Origin of the sequence: Streptococcus sanguinis (genome assembly GCF_050220005.1) — a bacterium.
Taxonomy (GTDB): domain Bacteria; phylum Bacillota; class Bacilli; order Lactobacillales; family Streptococcaceae; genus Streptococcus; species Streptococcus sanguinis_Z.
The window spans coordinates 1,543,332-1,557,314 of sequence record NZ_CP071413.1; the positions used below are offsets into that span (position 1 = coordinate 1,543,332).

General features: G+C 42.9%; 15 protein-coding genes and 1 other annotated feature. Of the genes, 1 reads left to right on the forward strand and 14 read right to left on the reverse strand.

Annotated elements, in window-relative coordinates:
- Nucleotides 1-16: 16 nt before the first annotated feature.
- The 11 genes from J1C86_RS07495 to J1C86_RS07545 form a co-directional block, all read right to left on the reverse strand.
- A complete protein-coding gene (locus J1C86_RS07495; protein WP_125405076.1) occupies nucleotides 17-874 on the reverse strand; it encodes a methionyl aminopeptidase in 858 nt (285 codons plus the stop codon).
- Between the two features lie 21 nt (nucleotides 875-895).
- Nucleotides 896-2,173, reverse strand: a complete 1,278-nt coding sequence (gene spxR, locus J1C86_RS07500; RefSeq protein WP_185755718.1) for a CBS-HotDog domain-containing transcription factor SpxR — start codon at nucleotides 2,171-2,173, stop codon at nucleotides 896-898.
- On the reverse strand, nucleotides 2,166-2,717 hold the full coding sequence (locus tag J1C86_RS07505) for a GNAT family N-acetyltransferase (RefSeq protein WP_124765933.1): 552 nt from the start codon (nucleotides 2,715-2,717) through the stop codon (nucleotides 2,166-2,168). The genes spxR and J1C86_RS07505 overlap by 8 nt, the downstream gene beginning before the upstream one ends.
- 33 nt (nucleotides 2,718-2,750) lie before the next feature.
- Nucleotides 2,751-4,010, reverse strand: a complete 1,260-nt coding sequence (locus J1C86_RS07510) for a UDP-N-acetylglucosamine 1-carboxyvinyltransferase (protein WP_125405082.1) — start codon at nucleotides 4,008-4,010, stop codon at nucleotides 2,751-2,753.
- Nucleotides 4,011-4,255: 245 nt separating this feature from the next.
- On the reverse strand, nucleotides 4,256-5,446 hold the full coding sequence (gene metK, locus J1C86_RS07515) for a methionine adenosyltransferase (RefSeq protein ID WP_125405085.1): 1,191 nt from the start codon (nucleotides 5,444-5,446) through the stop codon (nucleotides 4,256-4,258).
- Nucleotides 5,447-5,829: 383 nt separating this feature from the next.
- Nucleotides 5,830-6,297, reverse strand: coding sequence for a deoxycytidylate deaminase (locus J1C86_RS07520; RefSeq protein WP_002895042.1), 468 nt, complete (start codon nucleotides 6,295-6,297; stop codon nucleotides 5,830-5,832).
- A 215-nt stretch (nucleotides 6,298-6,512) separates the two neighbouring features.
- Nucleotides 6,513-6,872 (reverse strand): 50S ribosomal protein L20, encoded by a 360-nt coding sequence (rplT, locus tag J1C86_RS07525; RefSeq protein WP_000124830.1) that lies wholly within the window; start codon nucleotides 6,870-6,872, stop codon nucleotides 6,513-6,515.
- A gap of 44 nt (nucleotides 6,873-6,916) precedes the next feature.
- The gene (gene rpmI, locus J1C86_RS07530; RefSeq protein WP_002895038.1) at nucleotides 6,917-7,117 is read right to left on the reverse strand and encodes a 50S ribosomal protein L35; all 201 of its coding nucleotides are present in this window, start codon (nucleotides 7,115-7,117) and stop codon (nucleotides 6,917-6,919) included.
- 33 nt (nucleotides 7,118-7,150) lie between these two features.
- Nucleotides 7,151-7,681, reverse strand: a complete 531-nt coding sequence (gene infC / locus J1C86_RS07535; RefSeq protein ID WP_002895037.1) for a translation initiation factor IF-3 — start codon at nucleotides 7,679-7,681, stop codon at nucleotides 7,151-7,153.
- 16 nt (nucleotides 7,682-7,697) lie between these two features.
- Nucleotides 7,698-7,828, reverse strand: a sequence feature (ribosomal protein L20 leader region).
- 26 nt (nucleotides 7,829-7,854) lie between these two features.
- Nucleotides 7,855-8,532 (reverse strand): (d)CMP kinase, encoded by a 678-nt coding sequence (cmk, locus tag J1C86_RS07540; RefSeq protein WP_125405088.1) that lies wholly within the window; start codon nucleotides 8,530-8,532, stop codon nucleotides 7,855-7,857.
- 9 nt (nucleotides 8,533-8,541) lie between these two features.
- On the reverse strand, nucleotides 8,542-8,979 hold the full coding sequence (locus J1C86_RS07545; protein ID WP_002895035.1) for an SAG1386/EF1546 family surface-associated protein: 438 nt from the start codon (nucleotides 8,977-8,979) through the stop codon (nucleotides 8,542-8,544).
- 45 nt (nucleotides 8,980-9,024) lie between these two features.
- Here J1C86_RS07545 and J1C86_RS07550 point away from each other — a divergent pair, with 45 nt between their 5' ends.
- Complete coding sequence (locus J1C86_RS07550; protein WP_295345912.1) at nucleotides 9,025-9,222, forward strand: ferredoxin; 198 nt, start codon at nucleotides 9,025-9,027, stop codon at nucleotides 9,220-9,222.
- Here the strand turns inward: J1C86_RS07550 and J1C86_RS07555 are convergent.
- From J1C86_RS07555 to J1C86_RS07565, 3 genes are all read right to left on the reverse strand, one after another.
- Nucleotides 9,219-9,707 (reverse strand): EbsA family protein, encoded by a 489-nt coding sequence (locus tag J1C86_RS07555; RefSeq protein ID WP_002900006.1) that lies wholly within the window; start codon nucleotides 9,705-9,707, stop codon nucleotides 9,219-9,221. The genes J1C86_RS07550 and J1C86_RS07555 overlap by 4 nt on opposite strands.
- 78 nt (nucleotides 9,708-9,785) lie before the next feature.
- On the reverse strand, nucleotides 9,786-12,254 hold the full coding sequence (locus J1C86_RS07560) for an LTA synthase family protein (protein WP_125405092.1): 2,469 nt from the start codon (nucleotides 12,252-12,254) through the stop codon (nucleotides 9,786-9,788).
- Between the two features lie 57 nt (nucleotides 12,255-12,311).
- Nucleotides 12,312-13,982, reverse strand: coding sequence for a rhamnan synthesis F family protein (locus tag J1C86_RS07565; protein ID WP_125405095.1), 1,671 nt, complete (start codon nucleotides 13,980-13,982; stop codon nucleotides 12,312-12,314).
- Between the last annotated feature and the right edge of the window lies 1 nt (nucleotide 13,983).

Sequence of the window (13,983 nt, forward strand, 5' to 3'; positions counted from 1 at the left end):
GCCCAGCCTTTGATTTCTAATAAGTCCCTTCTTCTCCCTGGCTGGTCAGAATGACAGGACCATCTTTTGTAATGACAAACTGATGCTCATACTGACAGGATAGGCTGCCATCCAGCGTTTTATGTGCCCAGCCGGTCTCAAAGTCCGTATCAATTTCCCAGGTACCTGTATTGATCATGGGCTCGATAGTCAGAACCATTCCCTCACGCAATCGCAAGCCGCGTCCTGCTCGACCGTAATGCGGCACCATAGGCTCCTCATGCATGGTTGGGCCAACACCGTGCCCCACCAAATCCCGCACAACGCCATAGCCATGACTTTCAGCATATTCCTGAATTGCTGCGCCAATGTCACCGATACGATTGCCAACCTTAGCTGCCGCAATTCCACGGTAGAGACATTTTTTGGTCACATCCATCAGCTGCTGAGCCTCTGGGCTAATCTTCCCTACTGCATAGGTCCAGCAAGAGTCTGCCACACCGCCTCGGAAGCTCTCTGTATGCTGCTTCATCTGTGCTATATTGTCAAAATCTAGCTTGGACACATCCAGCTCTGCCTTATCGACCAAGCCAACCACCATATCAACGCTGATGACATCACCTTCTACCAGCTTCTGATGACGAGGAAAGGCATGGGCCACTTCGTCATTAAGAGAGCAGCAAGTAGCATAAGGATAGTCCATGATAGAGCCTTCAACACCAATTTGCAGAGGCAGCACATTGTCTTCTTTACAACGCTTGCGGACATACTCTTCGATGTCCCACATGTCAATTCCTGGCTTAATCAAGTCTCTCAAACCAATATGGACCGAAGCCAGAAAATCTCCACTCTTGTCCATCAAGTCAATTTCACGCTGTGATTTTAAAGTAATCATTCTTTCTCTAAATTCCTCTTCTTAATTAATTTTCACTGTAATCGTCGCTTTGGCAACTAGCATCGCTTCCAGATACATCTCAAAGTCAATAATGGCTGTCCGCCTAGTTTGACGGATAATGCGCGGCTGAATATGCAGCAGGTCATCAATCTGGACCGCCTGAAAGAAATAAATCATCAGTTGATCGATAATCAAGCTGCGGCCGCTGTTGACCATGAGCTGCTGGGTAATCCGAGTCAAAATTTCTGTCAGCACACCGTTGGCCAGCACACCATTTTGCTCCAGCATAAAAGGCTCAACGGTAAATGAAAACAAATCATCCTGACGGCTAATCTTCTGTCCTACTTGCTCACTGAAAGTCGGCAGGCTAGAAATTTGAGAACGGCTCATTTTTTCCATAATGTCCCGCCGCGTAATCACACCTAGCAAGGTCTGATTGCTGCGCACTACTGGTATCATTTCAAAATCTTCTGCAATCATGCGCTGGCTGATATTAGCAATATTGGCAGATAGGCCTGTCATAAAGATGTTTTTCGACATGACCTTGTCCAAGGTTGTCAGAGGAGACTTATCCCCCGCGTCTCGCATGGTTACTACTCCTACCAGCATCTGCTGCTGGTTGATAACCGGAAACCGGCTGGCACGATTGCGACGAACCAAGTCCAAATAGTCACGAACAGTATCAGTATCATGCAAGAAGCCATACTCGTGGCTGGAGCGATAGACCTGCTCCACTGTTAAAATATCGGTCTTGATCTGCATATTGGACAGGGCCCGATTAATCATGGTTGCAACGGTATAGGTATCGTGCTTGGTCCTGAGAACCGGTATATTAAGCAGATTAGCCATCTTCAGAACTTCCGAGCTGACTTCAAAGCCTCCGGTTACCAGCACCGCATTCTCATTTTCCAGAGCCAAGAGCTGAATTTTCGTCCGGTCTCCGACAATCAGAAGACCACCCTCTGTCAGATAGCGCAGGATATTCTGCTCCGTCATAGCTCCGATGGAGAATTTATTAAATTCTTTTTCCAGACCATCTTCTCCGGCCAATACTTCTGAGCCAGTAATATCAACGATTTCCTTGTAGGTCAGATGCTCCAAGACCACTTTCTTGGACTTAACCCGAACCGTACCACTCCGAGGTCTGGTCTCAACAATACCGCGGTTCTCCGCTTCCTTGATAGCTCGATAGGCCGTCCCATCGCTGACTCCCAGATAGTTTGAAATACTGCGGACACTGACCCTCTTGCCGATTGGAAGATTTTCAAGATAGGTTAAAATTTCCTGATGCTTACTCATTAAAATCTCCTCTCTCATAACGGTACTCCAAATAATCTCTCATCTTTCTCGTGTACCGATCGCTCCCTTTAAACTGCCGGTAGAGACTGAAGCCAGATTTTTGAGCTACCTTTTGACTAGCTAGGTTCTCTGCATGAGTGATAATGCTAATACGTTTGAAGTCAAAGCGGGTAAAAGATAGAAAAGCAATTTCCCGAACAATTTCCGTCATCAGCCCTTGTCCCCAGTAGTCTTGCCGCAGAAAATAGCCTAACTCAGCTTCTTTCTTAATCTCGTCCATCTTTTCAAACTTGACAGAGCCAATCATTTCCTGCGTTTCCTTGTGACAAATAGCCCAAATCCCCAGAGGATTTTTCATAAAGAAATTGGCAATGACGTATTCACTTTCCTCTAGGCTTGCTTCTGTCGGAAAGATGAACTGAGTATTTTCCGGATTGGACGCAATCTTATATAGGGCTCCTGCATCTTCAAATACAATGGGCCGCAAAAAAGCATGCTCTGTCTCGATAAATGAACAAGCTGCTAAATGTGTCCATAAATTCATCTGCTACCTCTACAAAAAATAAGCGAAAAACGCTTATTCTTTTATCAACTGGATATCTGCACCCAGATTTGTTAATTTTTCAATAATATTGGAATAGCCGCGCAGGATAAACTCGATATTAGTAATCTCTGTCTTTCCTTGAGCCATCAAACCAGCAATAACCAAGGCAGCTCCTGCTCGTAAATCGGTCGCCTTGACCTGAGCTCCCTGCAGTTGATTTGGTCCCTCATAGACAATCTGATCACTACTGGTCGAAATTTTTCCTGCCATCTTAGCCAGCTCCGCCACATGGTTAACCCGCTTCTCATAAATGGTATCCGTAATCTTTCCGTGGCCATTAGCTGTCAGCAAGAGCGGAGTGATGGGCTGTTGTAGGTCAGTTGCAAAGCCTGGATAAGGAGAAGTCTTAATGTTTATAGCACGCAGATTTTGCTGCTCTTCGACAAAAATGCTGTCTTCAGAAACCGTCATCCGAACACCCATTTCCTCAAGCTTGGCAATAAAACTCTCCAAATGCTCATAAAGGACATTATTAATCTGAATTCCCTGACCAATAGCTGCAGCAAGGGCGATATAAGTTCCTGCCTCGATACGGTCAGGAATTACTTGATGACGCGTTCCATGGAGGTGTGGAACCCCCTCAATGGTAATAATATCAGTTCCTGCTCCGCGGATGTGCGCTCCCATATTGTTCAAGAGAGTTGCCACATCGATGATTTCTGGCTCTCTCGCTGCATTTTCAATAATGGTCCGACCTTTGGCCTTGACAGCAGCTAACATAGTATTGATGGTAGCACCCACGCTGACCGTATCCATATAAATGCTAGCGCCTTTCAGCTGCTGACCTTCTGTAGATAGGTTCATGTAGTTGCCATCCATGGTCATCTTAGCTCCCATTGCTTCAAAAGCCTTGAGATGCAAGTCAATAGGACGCGGCCCCAAGTCACAACCACCAGGCAGACCTACCGTTGCTTCACCATAGCGACCAAGCAAGCTACCATAGAAATAATAGGAAGCTCTTAGACTGTTGATCTTTCCATAAGGCATAGGGACGTTTTGGATACCGCGCGGATCAATCGTCAGACTGTCCTCAGAGCGAGTAACACTAGCCCCCATGGCAATCATAATATCAATCAGACTATCCACGTCCGAAATATCCGGAACACCATCCAACGTTACAATATCATCCGCCAGAATCACAGCCGGAATCAAGGCAACGACACTGTTTTTAGCACCATTAATAGTCACCTCTCCTTTTAAGGGGCGACCACCATGTATTACAATTTTTTTCATGTTTAAATTAAAGCTCTTTCAAGGTATTGCCATTTATTATACCACAGATTCGGGAAATTTCCTATACTTTTAGATAAATAAGACAATTGAAATTAAAATGAAACAGGGAAAATGGTTTTTTCAACAGTTCTTTCAGAAAAATACAGTATTACCAAGACTGAGAGAAGCGCAAGGCTAGACTGCTTGCCTTGTAAAAGCCACCTATATAAAAAAGCTCTCAACCATTACGATTGAGAACTGTCATCTTACTGCACTGCTGCTTTCAATGCCTCTACCTTATCCAACTTTTCCCAAGGCAGGTCAACGTCTGTTCTACCCATGTGGCCATAAGCTGCTGTCTGACGGTAGATTGGTCGTTTTAGATCCAGCATTTGAATGATACCGGCCGGACGCAAATCAAAAATCTGACGAACTGCTTCCTGCAATTTGCTTTCTGCAACAGCACCAGTGCCAAAAGTATCGATGCGTACAGAAACCGGCTGAGCCACACCAATGGCATAGGCTAACTGCACTTCTGCTTTCTTGGCCAGTCCAGCAGCCACGATGTTTTTAGCAATGTAACGAGCTGCGTATGAAGCTGAGCGGTCGACCTTTGTTGCATCCTTACCAGAGAAAGCACCGCCACCATGACGAGCATAACCGCCGTAAGTATCCACAATAATCTTACGGCCAGTCAAGCCAGAATCTCCTTGCGGACCCCCAATTACAAAGCGTCCGGTTGGATTGATGAAGAATTTCGTCTTATCATCCAGATACTGGGGTGGAATAACTGCTTTAATCACCTTTTCAATCACATCATGATGAATCTCTTCATTGGTCACTTCTGGGTCATGCTGGGTCGAAATAACCACTGTATCCACGCGTACAGGCTGGTCATTTTCATCATACTCAACGGTCACCTGTGACTTAGCATCTGGACGCAGATAGGCAATCTCTCCTGATTTGCGCAACTCTGCCAATTGACGAACAAGCTTATGGCTGAGCGAGATAGGCAGCGGCATGAGCTCTGGCGTTTCATCCACAGCAAAGCCAAACATAAGCCCCTGGTCTCCAGCGCCAATCAAGTCCAATGGATCTTGATCTGCATTCCCACGAACCTCCAAGGCTTCATTGACACCCTGAGCGATATCTGGCGACTGCTCTACCAAAGACGGATGCACACCAACTGTCTCTGCTGAAAATCCATATTCTGTATTGGTGTAGCCAATCTCTGCAATGGTATCACGAACCACACGGTTAATATCTACATAAGCTGTGGTCGAAATTTCACCAAAAACATGAACTGAGCCCGTATAAACGGCTGTTTCAGCAGCCACATGGGCATCTGGATCCTGACTCAAGACAGCATCCAAAATAGCATCGGAAATTTGGTCTGCAATCTTATCGGGATGCCCCTCCGATACAGACTCAGACGTGAAAAGTTTACGTTCTGACATAGAAATGTCCCCCCTTAAAAAATATTAAACAAATAAACAAACTCCAAAATGATGAAAATCTTGTCACCTGCGAGTTACGACGCTCAGAAATAAAAACGATACCTTTTTATTTCTGAGCTAGTAAGGCGCATAGGGTGAGCGCAGCATAGCGGTAACCGTAGAATGACGTGCGACTTTTGGAGCCGTCATTGTTTGCGAGTTACAAAGTACTGATAGAAGTTTCCTACCACCTTATCGGGACTATATAACTTTCTCATTATACCACTTTTCCCTAAAAAGTTCAGAATTTTTTTAATAGAAAAAGCTATAGCCAGAAACTATAGCTTTATTATTTAGATTTACTTGGAATAAGTAGACTACTAATCTTAAAAATTTAAAGTACACTAAACCAAATCCGTCTGAGCGATAGCCTTCTTGACATCATCCAGCGGCAGATGAACTAATTCCACCTCTTTTTCCTTGTAGAGATATTGAGCATAGTCATCTATCCGATATTGGTTGATGTAGACTACCCGCTTGCAGCCGACCTGAAGCAGTTGCTTGGTACAGTTGAGACAGGGAAAATGGGTCACATAAGCCGTAAAGCCCTTGGGAACTCCCCGCTCGGCTCCTTGCAAGATGGCATTGACCTCAGCATGCAAGGTCCGTACACAGTGACCGTCAATAACCAAACACTCATGGTCAATACAGTGCTCAGTCCCTGAAACTGAGCCATTGTAACCAGTTGAAATAACCTTATTATCCTTGACCAAGACAGCGCCAACCTTGGCCCGCTTGCAGGTTGAGCGATTAGCGATTAAGAGAGCCTGAGCCGCAAAATACTGATCCCAAGCCAAACGATTCTCTGACATAATTTCTCCATTCTACTGATTTTTTATTTACATAAACGTCTGTTTTTTCTATTATATCGCAAATCCCTATTTTTAACTAGCTTTATCATGAGAGCTATTTCATCTGCAACAAGCCTTTATCTATACTATAAGTACATTGCAGGCTATTTCTCTCTTTATACTTTTCATTAAGAGTTATCGAAAAAGAACCAAGGAAATCCTCGGTTCTTATTTAATTATTTACCAAGCTTAGCTTTAGCTGCATCTGCAAGAGCTGTGAAAGCTGCTGCATCGTTAACAGCCAAGTCAGCCAACATTTTACGGTTCACTTCGATTTCAGCCAACTTCAAACCATGCATCAATTGTGAGTATGAAAGTCCGTTCAAACGAGCTGCCGCATTGATACGAGTGATCCAAAGTTTGCGGAAGTCACGTTTTTTCTGACGACGGTCACGGTATGCATAGTAGTAAGAGTTCATTACTTGCTCTTTTGCAGTACGGAACAAGATATGTTTTGCTCCATAGTAACCTTTAGCTAATTTTAAAATACGTTTACGGCGTTTGCGTGATACAACGCCACCTTTAACACGTGCCATTTATATTTCCTCCAATATTTCCTAGATAATCGTTACAGTAGTTCTTATTTCAAACCTGTAAGCATTGCTTTGATACGCTTGAAATCTCCTGCATGCACCATTCCTGCTTTGCGAAGATGACGGCGTTGTTTCTTAGTCTTTCCGTGGAAACGGTGAGAAGTGTAAGCACGGAAACGTTTCAAGCCACCAGAACCTGTACGTTTGAAACGTTTAGCTGATGCGCGGTGTGTTTTTTGTTTTGGCATAATGTTTTCTCCTTTTTCTATCTTTCTGACAATCTATTTTTTGTCAGGAATTGGCGCCATCTGCATGAACATCTGACGTCCATCCATCTTAGGCTTTTGCTCAATGATAGCAACATCCTGAGTCGCTTCAGCAAAATCTGCTAAAACTTTAGCCCCGATTTCTTTGTGGGTAATCATCCGGCCTTTGAAGCGGATAGATACCTTTATTTTATTTCCTTTTTCAAGGAACTTGCGTGCGTTGCGAAGTTTAGTGTCGAAGTCTCCCTTGTCGATGGTTGGACTGAGACGGACTTCCTTCACAGTAACAACACTTTGTTTCTTGCGTTGTTCTTTTTGTTTTTTCTGGTACTCAAATTTGAACTTACCGTAGTCCATAATTTTTGCAACAGGTGGTTTAGCTTGTGGCTGAATCAGGACCAAATCGACATTTGCTTCATCCGCAAGAGACTGCGCTTCGCTAAGTGGTTTAATACCTAATTGTTCGCCGTCAAGACCGATCAAGCGAACTTCACGCACACGAATTTCATCATTGATGAATAAGTCTTGTTTTGCTATGGTTTTCACCTCTTTTTTTATTTTTAGAGAAAAACAAGTGCGGACCTGCTAACGCAAACCCGCACTACACGATAGTATTTCATTACTGAAACTGAATCCTGTAGAGCCAGACAACGTTAGTCGCAAGGCGAGAAGCTCTCACTTCTGCTTTTCTCAACTCTACTATCATACCAAGTTTCATTTTATTTGTCAATGATTTTTTTCGCTTTTTCTTCGATAAAGGCAACAACCTCAGAAATACCAACACCCGTAGTATCAAAATGAAGGGCATCTTCTGCCGGTTTCAGTGGCGAAACCTCGCGGTGACTGTCCTTATAATCCCGCTCGGCAATTTCTTCTTTCAGTTTCTCCAAATCAGCTGGAATGCCTTTAGATAGATTTTCCTTGTAACGGCGCTCAGCTCTTTCTTCAACCGAGGCTACCAGATAAATCTTGAGCTCAGCTTGAGGCAAGACAACTGTTCCGATATCACGGCCATCCATGACAATCCCTCCTTGTGCTGCAATTTGCTGCTGCAAGGCCACCAGCTTCTCACGTACTTGAGGAATGGCTGATACCCAGGAAACATTATTGGTAACTTCATTTTCCCGAATTGGGTGAGTCACATCCACGTCGCCGACAAAGACTAGCTGCTCACCATCTTCTGCTCGGCCAAAACTGACCGAATGATTATTGAGCAAGTCTACAATTTCAGTGGCATCCGCTTCTGTTAGATGATGACGCAAAGCCAGATAGGTTGCAGCCCGGTACATGGCTCCTGTATCTAAATAAGTATAGCCAAAATCCTTAGCAATGATCTTGGCAACGGTCGATTTTCCACTGGAAGCAGGACCGTCAATCGCAATTTGAATCTGTCTCATGGCTGTCTCCTACTCAATCTTCACAACATCACCTGGATTGGCATACCAAGAACCAGTGGACATATGAGAAGGGTTAAGCTGTTCCAGCTTGGCAATGGAAATACCTGCACGCGCTGCAATGGCTGCCTCACCTTCACCAGGCTGAACCGTCAGAGTTCCTTCAGATGATTCTGTGGTATTTGCCGCTGTCTGCTCAGCTGTAGAAGACGCTTCACTGCTGGAACTTGCTGCTGAAGTGCCGTAGAAACCTTCCATTTGGGTCTGTCTATTACTTCCTCCAGTAGACAGATAGGTCAGGAAGCACACCACCGCAACCACTAAAATACAGAAAATAATGGTTAATATGGTCAACAAGCGGTCTGCATTCAAGGCGCTAAATTTCTTAGTTCGTTTCAACTTATCTTCTCCGTTATCGTATACATCTTCTTCCCATGGTTCTTTTTCCATGACTTCCTCCTTGAGTTTTTCTTAAAATCTTATTACAATATGGGTATGAAAGTAACACTCATTCCCGAACGGTGCATTGCCTGTGGGCTTTGTCAAACCTACTCAGATCTTTTTGACTATCATGACAATGGCATCGTCAAATTTTACCAGGACGACCAGCTCCTAGAAAAGGAAATCGCTGAGGATCCCGATGTCGTGGAAGCCATCAAAAACTGCCCAACCCGAGCTCTTTTAAAAGACTAGGATTTTTTGGACTGACTGCCATAGTAAGCTTCAAAATAATCAATATGGGTAAAATTATCTACTAATTCTACTTCACCCTTAAAATGCTCATTAAGGGCTAGGGCATTGACAAAATATTTTTTAGGCCACTTGCGCATACAAAAACTCCGGCTGCGGTTCTGCCCTTTAAAATATAAGGTAATTGACGTCTTAGTCACTTCGACTTTTTCAATATCTGAAATCTTGACCTTTATCGGAGTAAAGGGATTAGCTGTGATAATTCGCAAGGTTCCATCATCATAAATGGTAAAATAACGATGAACTCCCATTCCCAGCAAAACCATGAACAAGAAGAAAGAAAACAGAACAAGAGTCGGCACTCGTGAGCTTTCATACATCAAAGCCAGGCCAACAAAAATCGGAATGACCGATAAAGACCAATATATTATCAGGATAGCTACATCTGGCTGCCAGTGATAGCGAACCTTACCGAAAATCTTTATCATGCTCACACCCCCATACTATTAGTTTAGCATAAATTAAGAAAAAATAGAACAGGTAGACTTGCCTATTCTATTTTTTATTTATGATTTTGCTGTCTTAAAGAAGCTATCAGACAAGTAGCCCTTGCCTCTGACCATATCATACTCAATCAGTTTCAAATCATCTGCTATTTCTTGAGCTTCTTCGTCCAATTCCTTTTTATCGACACTGGCTTTATGCAATACTTCTGTTAATAAAGCATAGTAAGGTGATACTTTGGAATTTGTCTGCTCCAGTAAGAGAGCGGAGAAATCACTAGAATTGACTCTTGGATAATCGAGTTTAGGAGTTTCATAATTACTCCAAACGAAATAATCTGTCAGATATTGGCTTTCTGGATTTTCTTTAAAGGCTGACTGAGGATAGAGACCAGGCAAATGGTCACCGTAAAAGATGACTGTTACTTTTTTATCTACCTTTGAAAGCTTCTCCAAAAACTCCTTGGTCGCCTGATCTGTATGGTAAAGCATTCTGACATAGCTGGAAAGAGATTCGTTCCCTTCCTTACTAAAGTCAGGATAGCTGGCAGACATGTAGACAGGATTGGGCTCACTCCAAGGCATGTGGTTCTGCATGGTCATGACAGAGAAAAACTGTCCCTGCTTGCCATTCAAATGCTCCAAGACTTGATTATAAGTCGTTTTATCGCTGTAATTACCACCTATATTATCCCCCTTCAGGCCTTTGGTACCATAGTGAATAAAGGTATCAAATCCCAAATCCTGGTAAATGACATTTCTGGCATAATTGCTAGGGGAGGCCAGATGGATTACTGTCCGATTCTTAGATGAATAAGCATCGCTAATGGAAGGGAATCTATTCATCCTCGGGACAATTTCAGTATAGAGAACCGAAATAGATGGAGACAGATTATAAAAAGGCAAACCAGTCAGAGTTTGAAATTCCATGTTGGCCGTTCCCCCACCATAACCATCTGACTTCATAAGTCCACTGGTGGTGCGAGTTTTAACTTCCTGAATATAAGGAATTGGATTTTCAGACATGGTAACGCCGTCAACCCGAGCAGGGTTAGAAAAACTTTCACTCAGAAGATAAATTACCGTTTGATCTTCGATTTTATTCTGGCGTTCTTTGTTAATAGCTTCCGCAACATTCTTATACTTTCTTTCTATCTCTTGAATCTTTTCCTTGGAATAGCCACGCGGCTCAATCATGGTTGTATCCGACATCTGTGAAAACCAGACAAAAGAAAGGGAGCGAAGCTGTGAATTGACAGTATTTCCCATCCATGTCAGGTCATGGTAATTATTTAAGATCGAAATGACTGGGATATTCTCTACTATTTTGCCATTCTTTTTAGTAGCAAATATATCCATGACTCCCAAGAAAAAGACCAGGGGCAGGACTAGCAAGAGGAGCTGGTATTTAAGAACGGTAATGAGCTTGCCTGGCAAGATTTTCTTACGCAAATACCAGTAGAGAGCGCCTAAAGCAACTAGTCCCAAGATAGCATAAAATCCGTAATTGCCTCCGAGAAAGTCAAAGAGGGTCTTGGGATTTCTCAGCCAGACCATATCACTAGGCAATATTGGCTCTTGACGATACTGAAATTTCAGACTACTGGCTATGGTAGCAACCACTATTAGCGCTGTTATCAGCATGGTTGGCAAAAGAAAATGATTGAAAATCAGGTAAAGAGCCATAAAAATCATGAAAAAAACGATGATTTGAAAGAGACTGGCTCCAGTGAAAAGATACTGATCCAAAACAATCACATCTCCTCGGATACTATTTTGGATTGTATAGTTAAAGACAAGGGCAAACACTGCACTCAACACAAAAGCAACAGAAACACTGGCTTTATTCTGAGCGAGATCGCGCAATCCCTTAACAGCTAGAAAGCTGGGGAAAGAAAGCAGGATAAAGATAAGTGCGATAAGGCAGAGGAGAGTTAGCATAAAATTCTGCGTTATATCCAACTTGCCTTTCTCAAGGAAATTCACTAAATAACTTTGGTGATGCAGCAATTCCGGCATCTTATCGTCCATCAAAGCAAGAAATAGGAAGAGCTGGGATAGAAAAAGATTTTCCAGTACCTCTCTGTTTTTCTTAGCAACCTGCAAGAACTTACCTGGGAAACGTTTTTTAAACTTTGGAAAATGGATAAAAATATAAGCGAATAAGAAAATCAAAAGCAAGCCAGGCAGGGAGTTAAGCTGCCAAAAATGATTGCTGAAAACTCGATCTGCTTTGAACTCAAAATCATTGACATGCTGCGTTACTGTCAGTAAGTAAGAAAATCCTGTATAAAGAGCGTAAATAATAGCTGACCATAGGAAAAATCTTTTGCTGAAGAGCTGAGACAAAAGCTTGCCCAAGCCAAACAAAAGAGGAAGCAACATCAGAAAGGCCAACCACAAGGCTGGATAATTCCGCAAATCTTCGCCTTCCTCCAATAGTAAAACTGTTGTAACAGCGACGGTATCTAGAAGTAAAAAACTAATTAGCAGGTATGAGAACTGCTTATAGTGGTTGAGTAAAAATTTCATTTTTCTTTCTGGTAAATAGTTAAATTCTCTAGCGAGATTTTTTGTAAACCAAGAATCTCACTTTTTCTTTAAAAGATTGGACAAACGATTTCTAATCTTTTGAGATAAATTTTTCTGACTTAATTTTTCTTTTTGCTCAGTCAACTCTGCCATTTTCCTCTGCCAGTCCAGTAAAGAGGGGAGGGAAGATAAGGGCATTATCTTGAAATCATAATGACTGTCCCAAGCTAGATAAACCAATAAATGCTCTAAAACATCAGACATTTCCTGCTCAAAGGATGGCAAGCTTTCTAAGCTCTTCATCTGGAACAAACTAGCCAAAGCAGAGTATTTAAACCATACAAAGCCACCATAGACTCTCGTTAGAGAAGGGGGAGTCATAAAGTCAAAAGACTTATGCAAACCAGCTTCCTGCCAGATAGCAGCCAGCCTTGGACGCGGCGGTTCTGACTCAAACAAGCCATCTCTGACTAGGCGCGGCAAATCTGGAATAACCAGCCCTACAGCAGACTCCTGCTCTAGCGCTTCTATGCTTGTATCTGCATAATAAACCATCATATTTATCAAATCAGAGCGCATAGCTTGGTCAAAAACAGCCTGATTTTCCATTATTCTATGAGTAGATAGATGGCCGATATAAGCATAGTCTTGCAGAATTTCCTTCTGCTCCAGCATGGCAAGCCAGGCATGAGATTTCTGGCTTAGTACAAGCTGAACTTTATCGCCCAGATGAGCCAGAGTTGTCTGCAGCTGTTTCAGCATTTCTGGCTGCGTTACAGTCACTAAATACTGATACTGAGACGACAGAGAGAATAGCTTGTCCTGATACTGCTGAAAAATAGGAAAATCCGTTACATGAATATGCAGGAGGACAGGCTGATCTGTCCGATAGTTCGAAGTTGCCTGAGACAAATACTTGTCCTGCAGCAAACAAGGAAGGTCTGGACCAAAATGATAGAACAGGTGTTCCCTAATAAGCGAAGTTGGATAGGATGAGTTGGTTTCAAGATCTTCCAGCAAATACCTAGCCAAAAAAGGATTGCCGGTGAGAGCCTTCACCTTTAGAAAAGGAATCTTTGCTTCCAGAATCCTAAGAGGCTTATAGTATGAAAAATCTGGATGAACCAATTCTCCTGCTTCTTCCTGACGGGTATCAAGGAGAGATTGATATCTGAATCCTGCCTCTACAAAAAGTTTGGTAAACTGGGTCTCATAATGGTCTATCACATCTTGAACGTCAGTAAAATCTTCTACCTGAGACCAAAATTCATGGAAAGCCTTGTCTTTGAGAACTGACTGCTTAAAGGTTACAAAGTAGCTCTGCAGGTGTTCTTCAAAGTACCTGGTCTTGCGAAAATTAGTCATTCCCCAAAAATCGACTTGCAAATCCTCTTCAAAGCGCTGATAAATGGGCGCCAAATCCCATAGTGGACCAAAGCAAGTGTCGTTCATGAGAGTCAGAGAGTCTGAGTTCTGCAAAGTATCAAAACCCAGCCAGTTCATACCGTCACGCCAAGCTGCAAAATCAAAGCCTCGATTATCCCGCTCAAGCAAGTCAGAAATTCCCAAGTCTTCTCTCAGCCGGCATTTGTCCTCATTGCTCAAAGGACTATTTGAAATAAAAAGAATCTTAGAAAAAAGCGGCTTTAGCTGCTTCAATTGATAGAAGACATGACCGCTTATATGATTGCATTTATTGAAATGAACATAGAGTAATATTCGTTCCATG

Excerpts from the sequence above, each read along its gene's own strand:
- rpmI (WP_002895038.1), bottom strand. The coding sequence starts at position 7,117 with ATGCCAAAACAAAAAACACACCGCGCATCAGCTAAACGTTTCAAACGT.
- metK (WP_125405085.1), bottom strand. The coding sequence starts at position 5,446 with ATGTCAGAACGTAAACTTTTCACGTCTGAGTCTGTATCGGAGGGGCAT.
- J1C86_RS07555 (WP_002900006.1), bottom strand. The coding sequence starts at position 9,707 with ATGATAAAGATTTTCGGTAAGGTTCGCTATCACTGGCAGCCAGATGTA.
- cmk (WP_125405088.1), bottom strand. The coding sequence starts at position 8,532 with ATGAGACAGATTCAAATTGCGATTGACGGTCCTGCTTCCAGTGGAAAA.
- J1C86_RS07560 (WP_125405092.1), bottom strand. The coding sequence starts at position 12,254 with ATGAAATTTTTACTCAACCACTATAAGCAGTTCTCATACCTGCTAATT.
- J1C86_RS07505 (WP_124765933.1), bottom strand. The coding sequence starts at position 2,717 with ATGAATTTATGGACACATTTAGCAGCTTGTTCATTTATCGAGACAGAG.
- J1C86_RS07510 (WP_125405082.1), bottom strand. The coding sequence starts at position 4,010 with ATGAAAAAAATTGTAATACATGGTGGTCGCCCCTTAAAAGGAGAGGTG.
- J1C86_RS07545 (WP_002895035.1), bottom strand. The coding sequence starts at position 8,979 with ATGGAAAAAGAACCATGGGAAGAAGATGTATACGATAACGGAGAAGAT.
- rplT (WP_000124830.1), bottom strand. The coding sequence starts at position 6,872 with ATGGCACGTGTTAAAGGTGGCGTTGTATCACGCAAACGCCGTAAACGT.
- J1C86_RS07565 (WP_125405095.1), bottom strand. The coding sequence starts at position 13,982 with ATGGAACGAATATTACTCTATGTTCATTTCAATAAATGCAATCATATA.
- J1C86_RS07520 (WP_002895042.1), bottom strand. The coding sequence starts at position 6,297 with ATGTCAGAGAATCGTTTGGCTTGGGATCAGTATTTTGCGGCTCAGGCT.
- J1C86_RS07495 (WP_125405076.1), bottom strand. The coding sequence starts at position 874 with ATGATTACTTTAAAATCACAGCGTGAAATTGACTTGATGGACAAGAGT.
- spxR (WP_185755718.1), bottom strand. The coding sequence starts at position 2,173 with ATGAGTAAGCATCAGGAAATTTTAACCTATCTTGAAAATCTTCCAATC.
- J1C86_RS07550 (WP_295345912.1), top strand. The coding sequence starts at position 9,025 with ATGAAAGTAACACTCATTCCCGAACGGTGCATTGCCTGTGGGCTTTGT.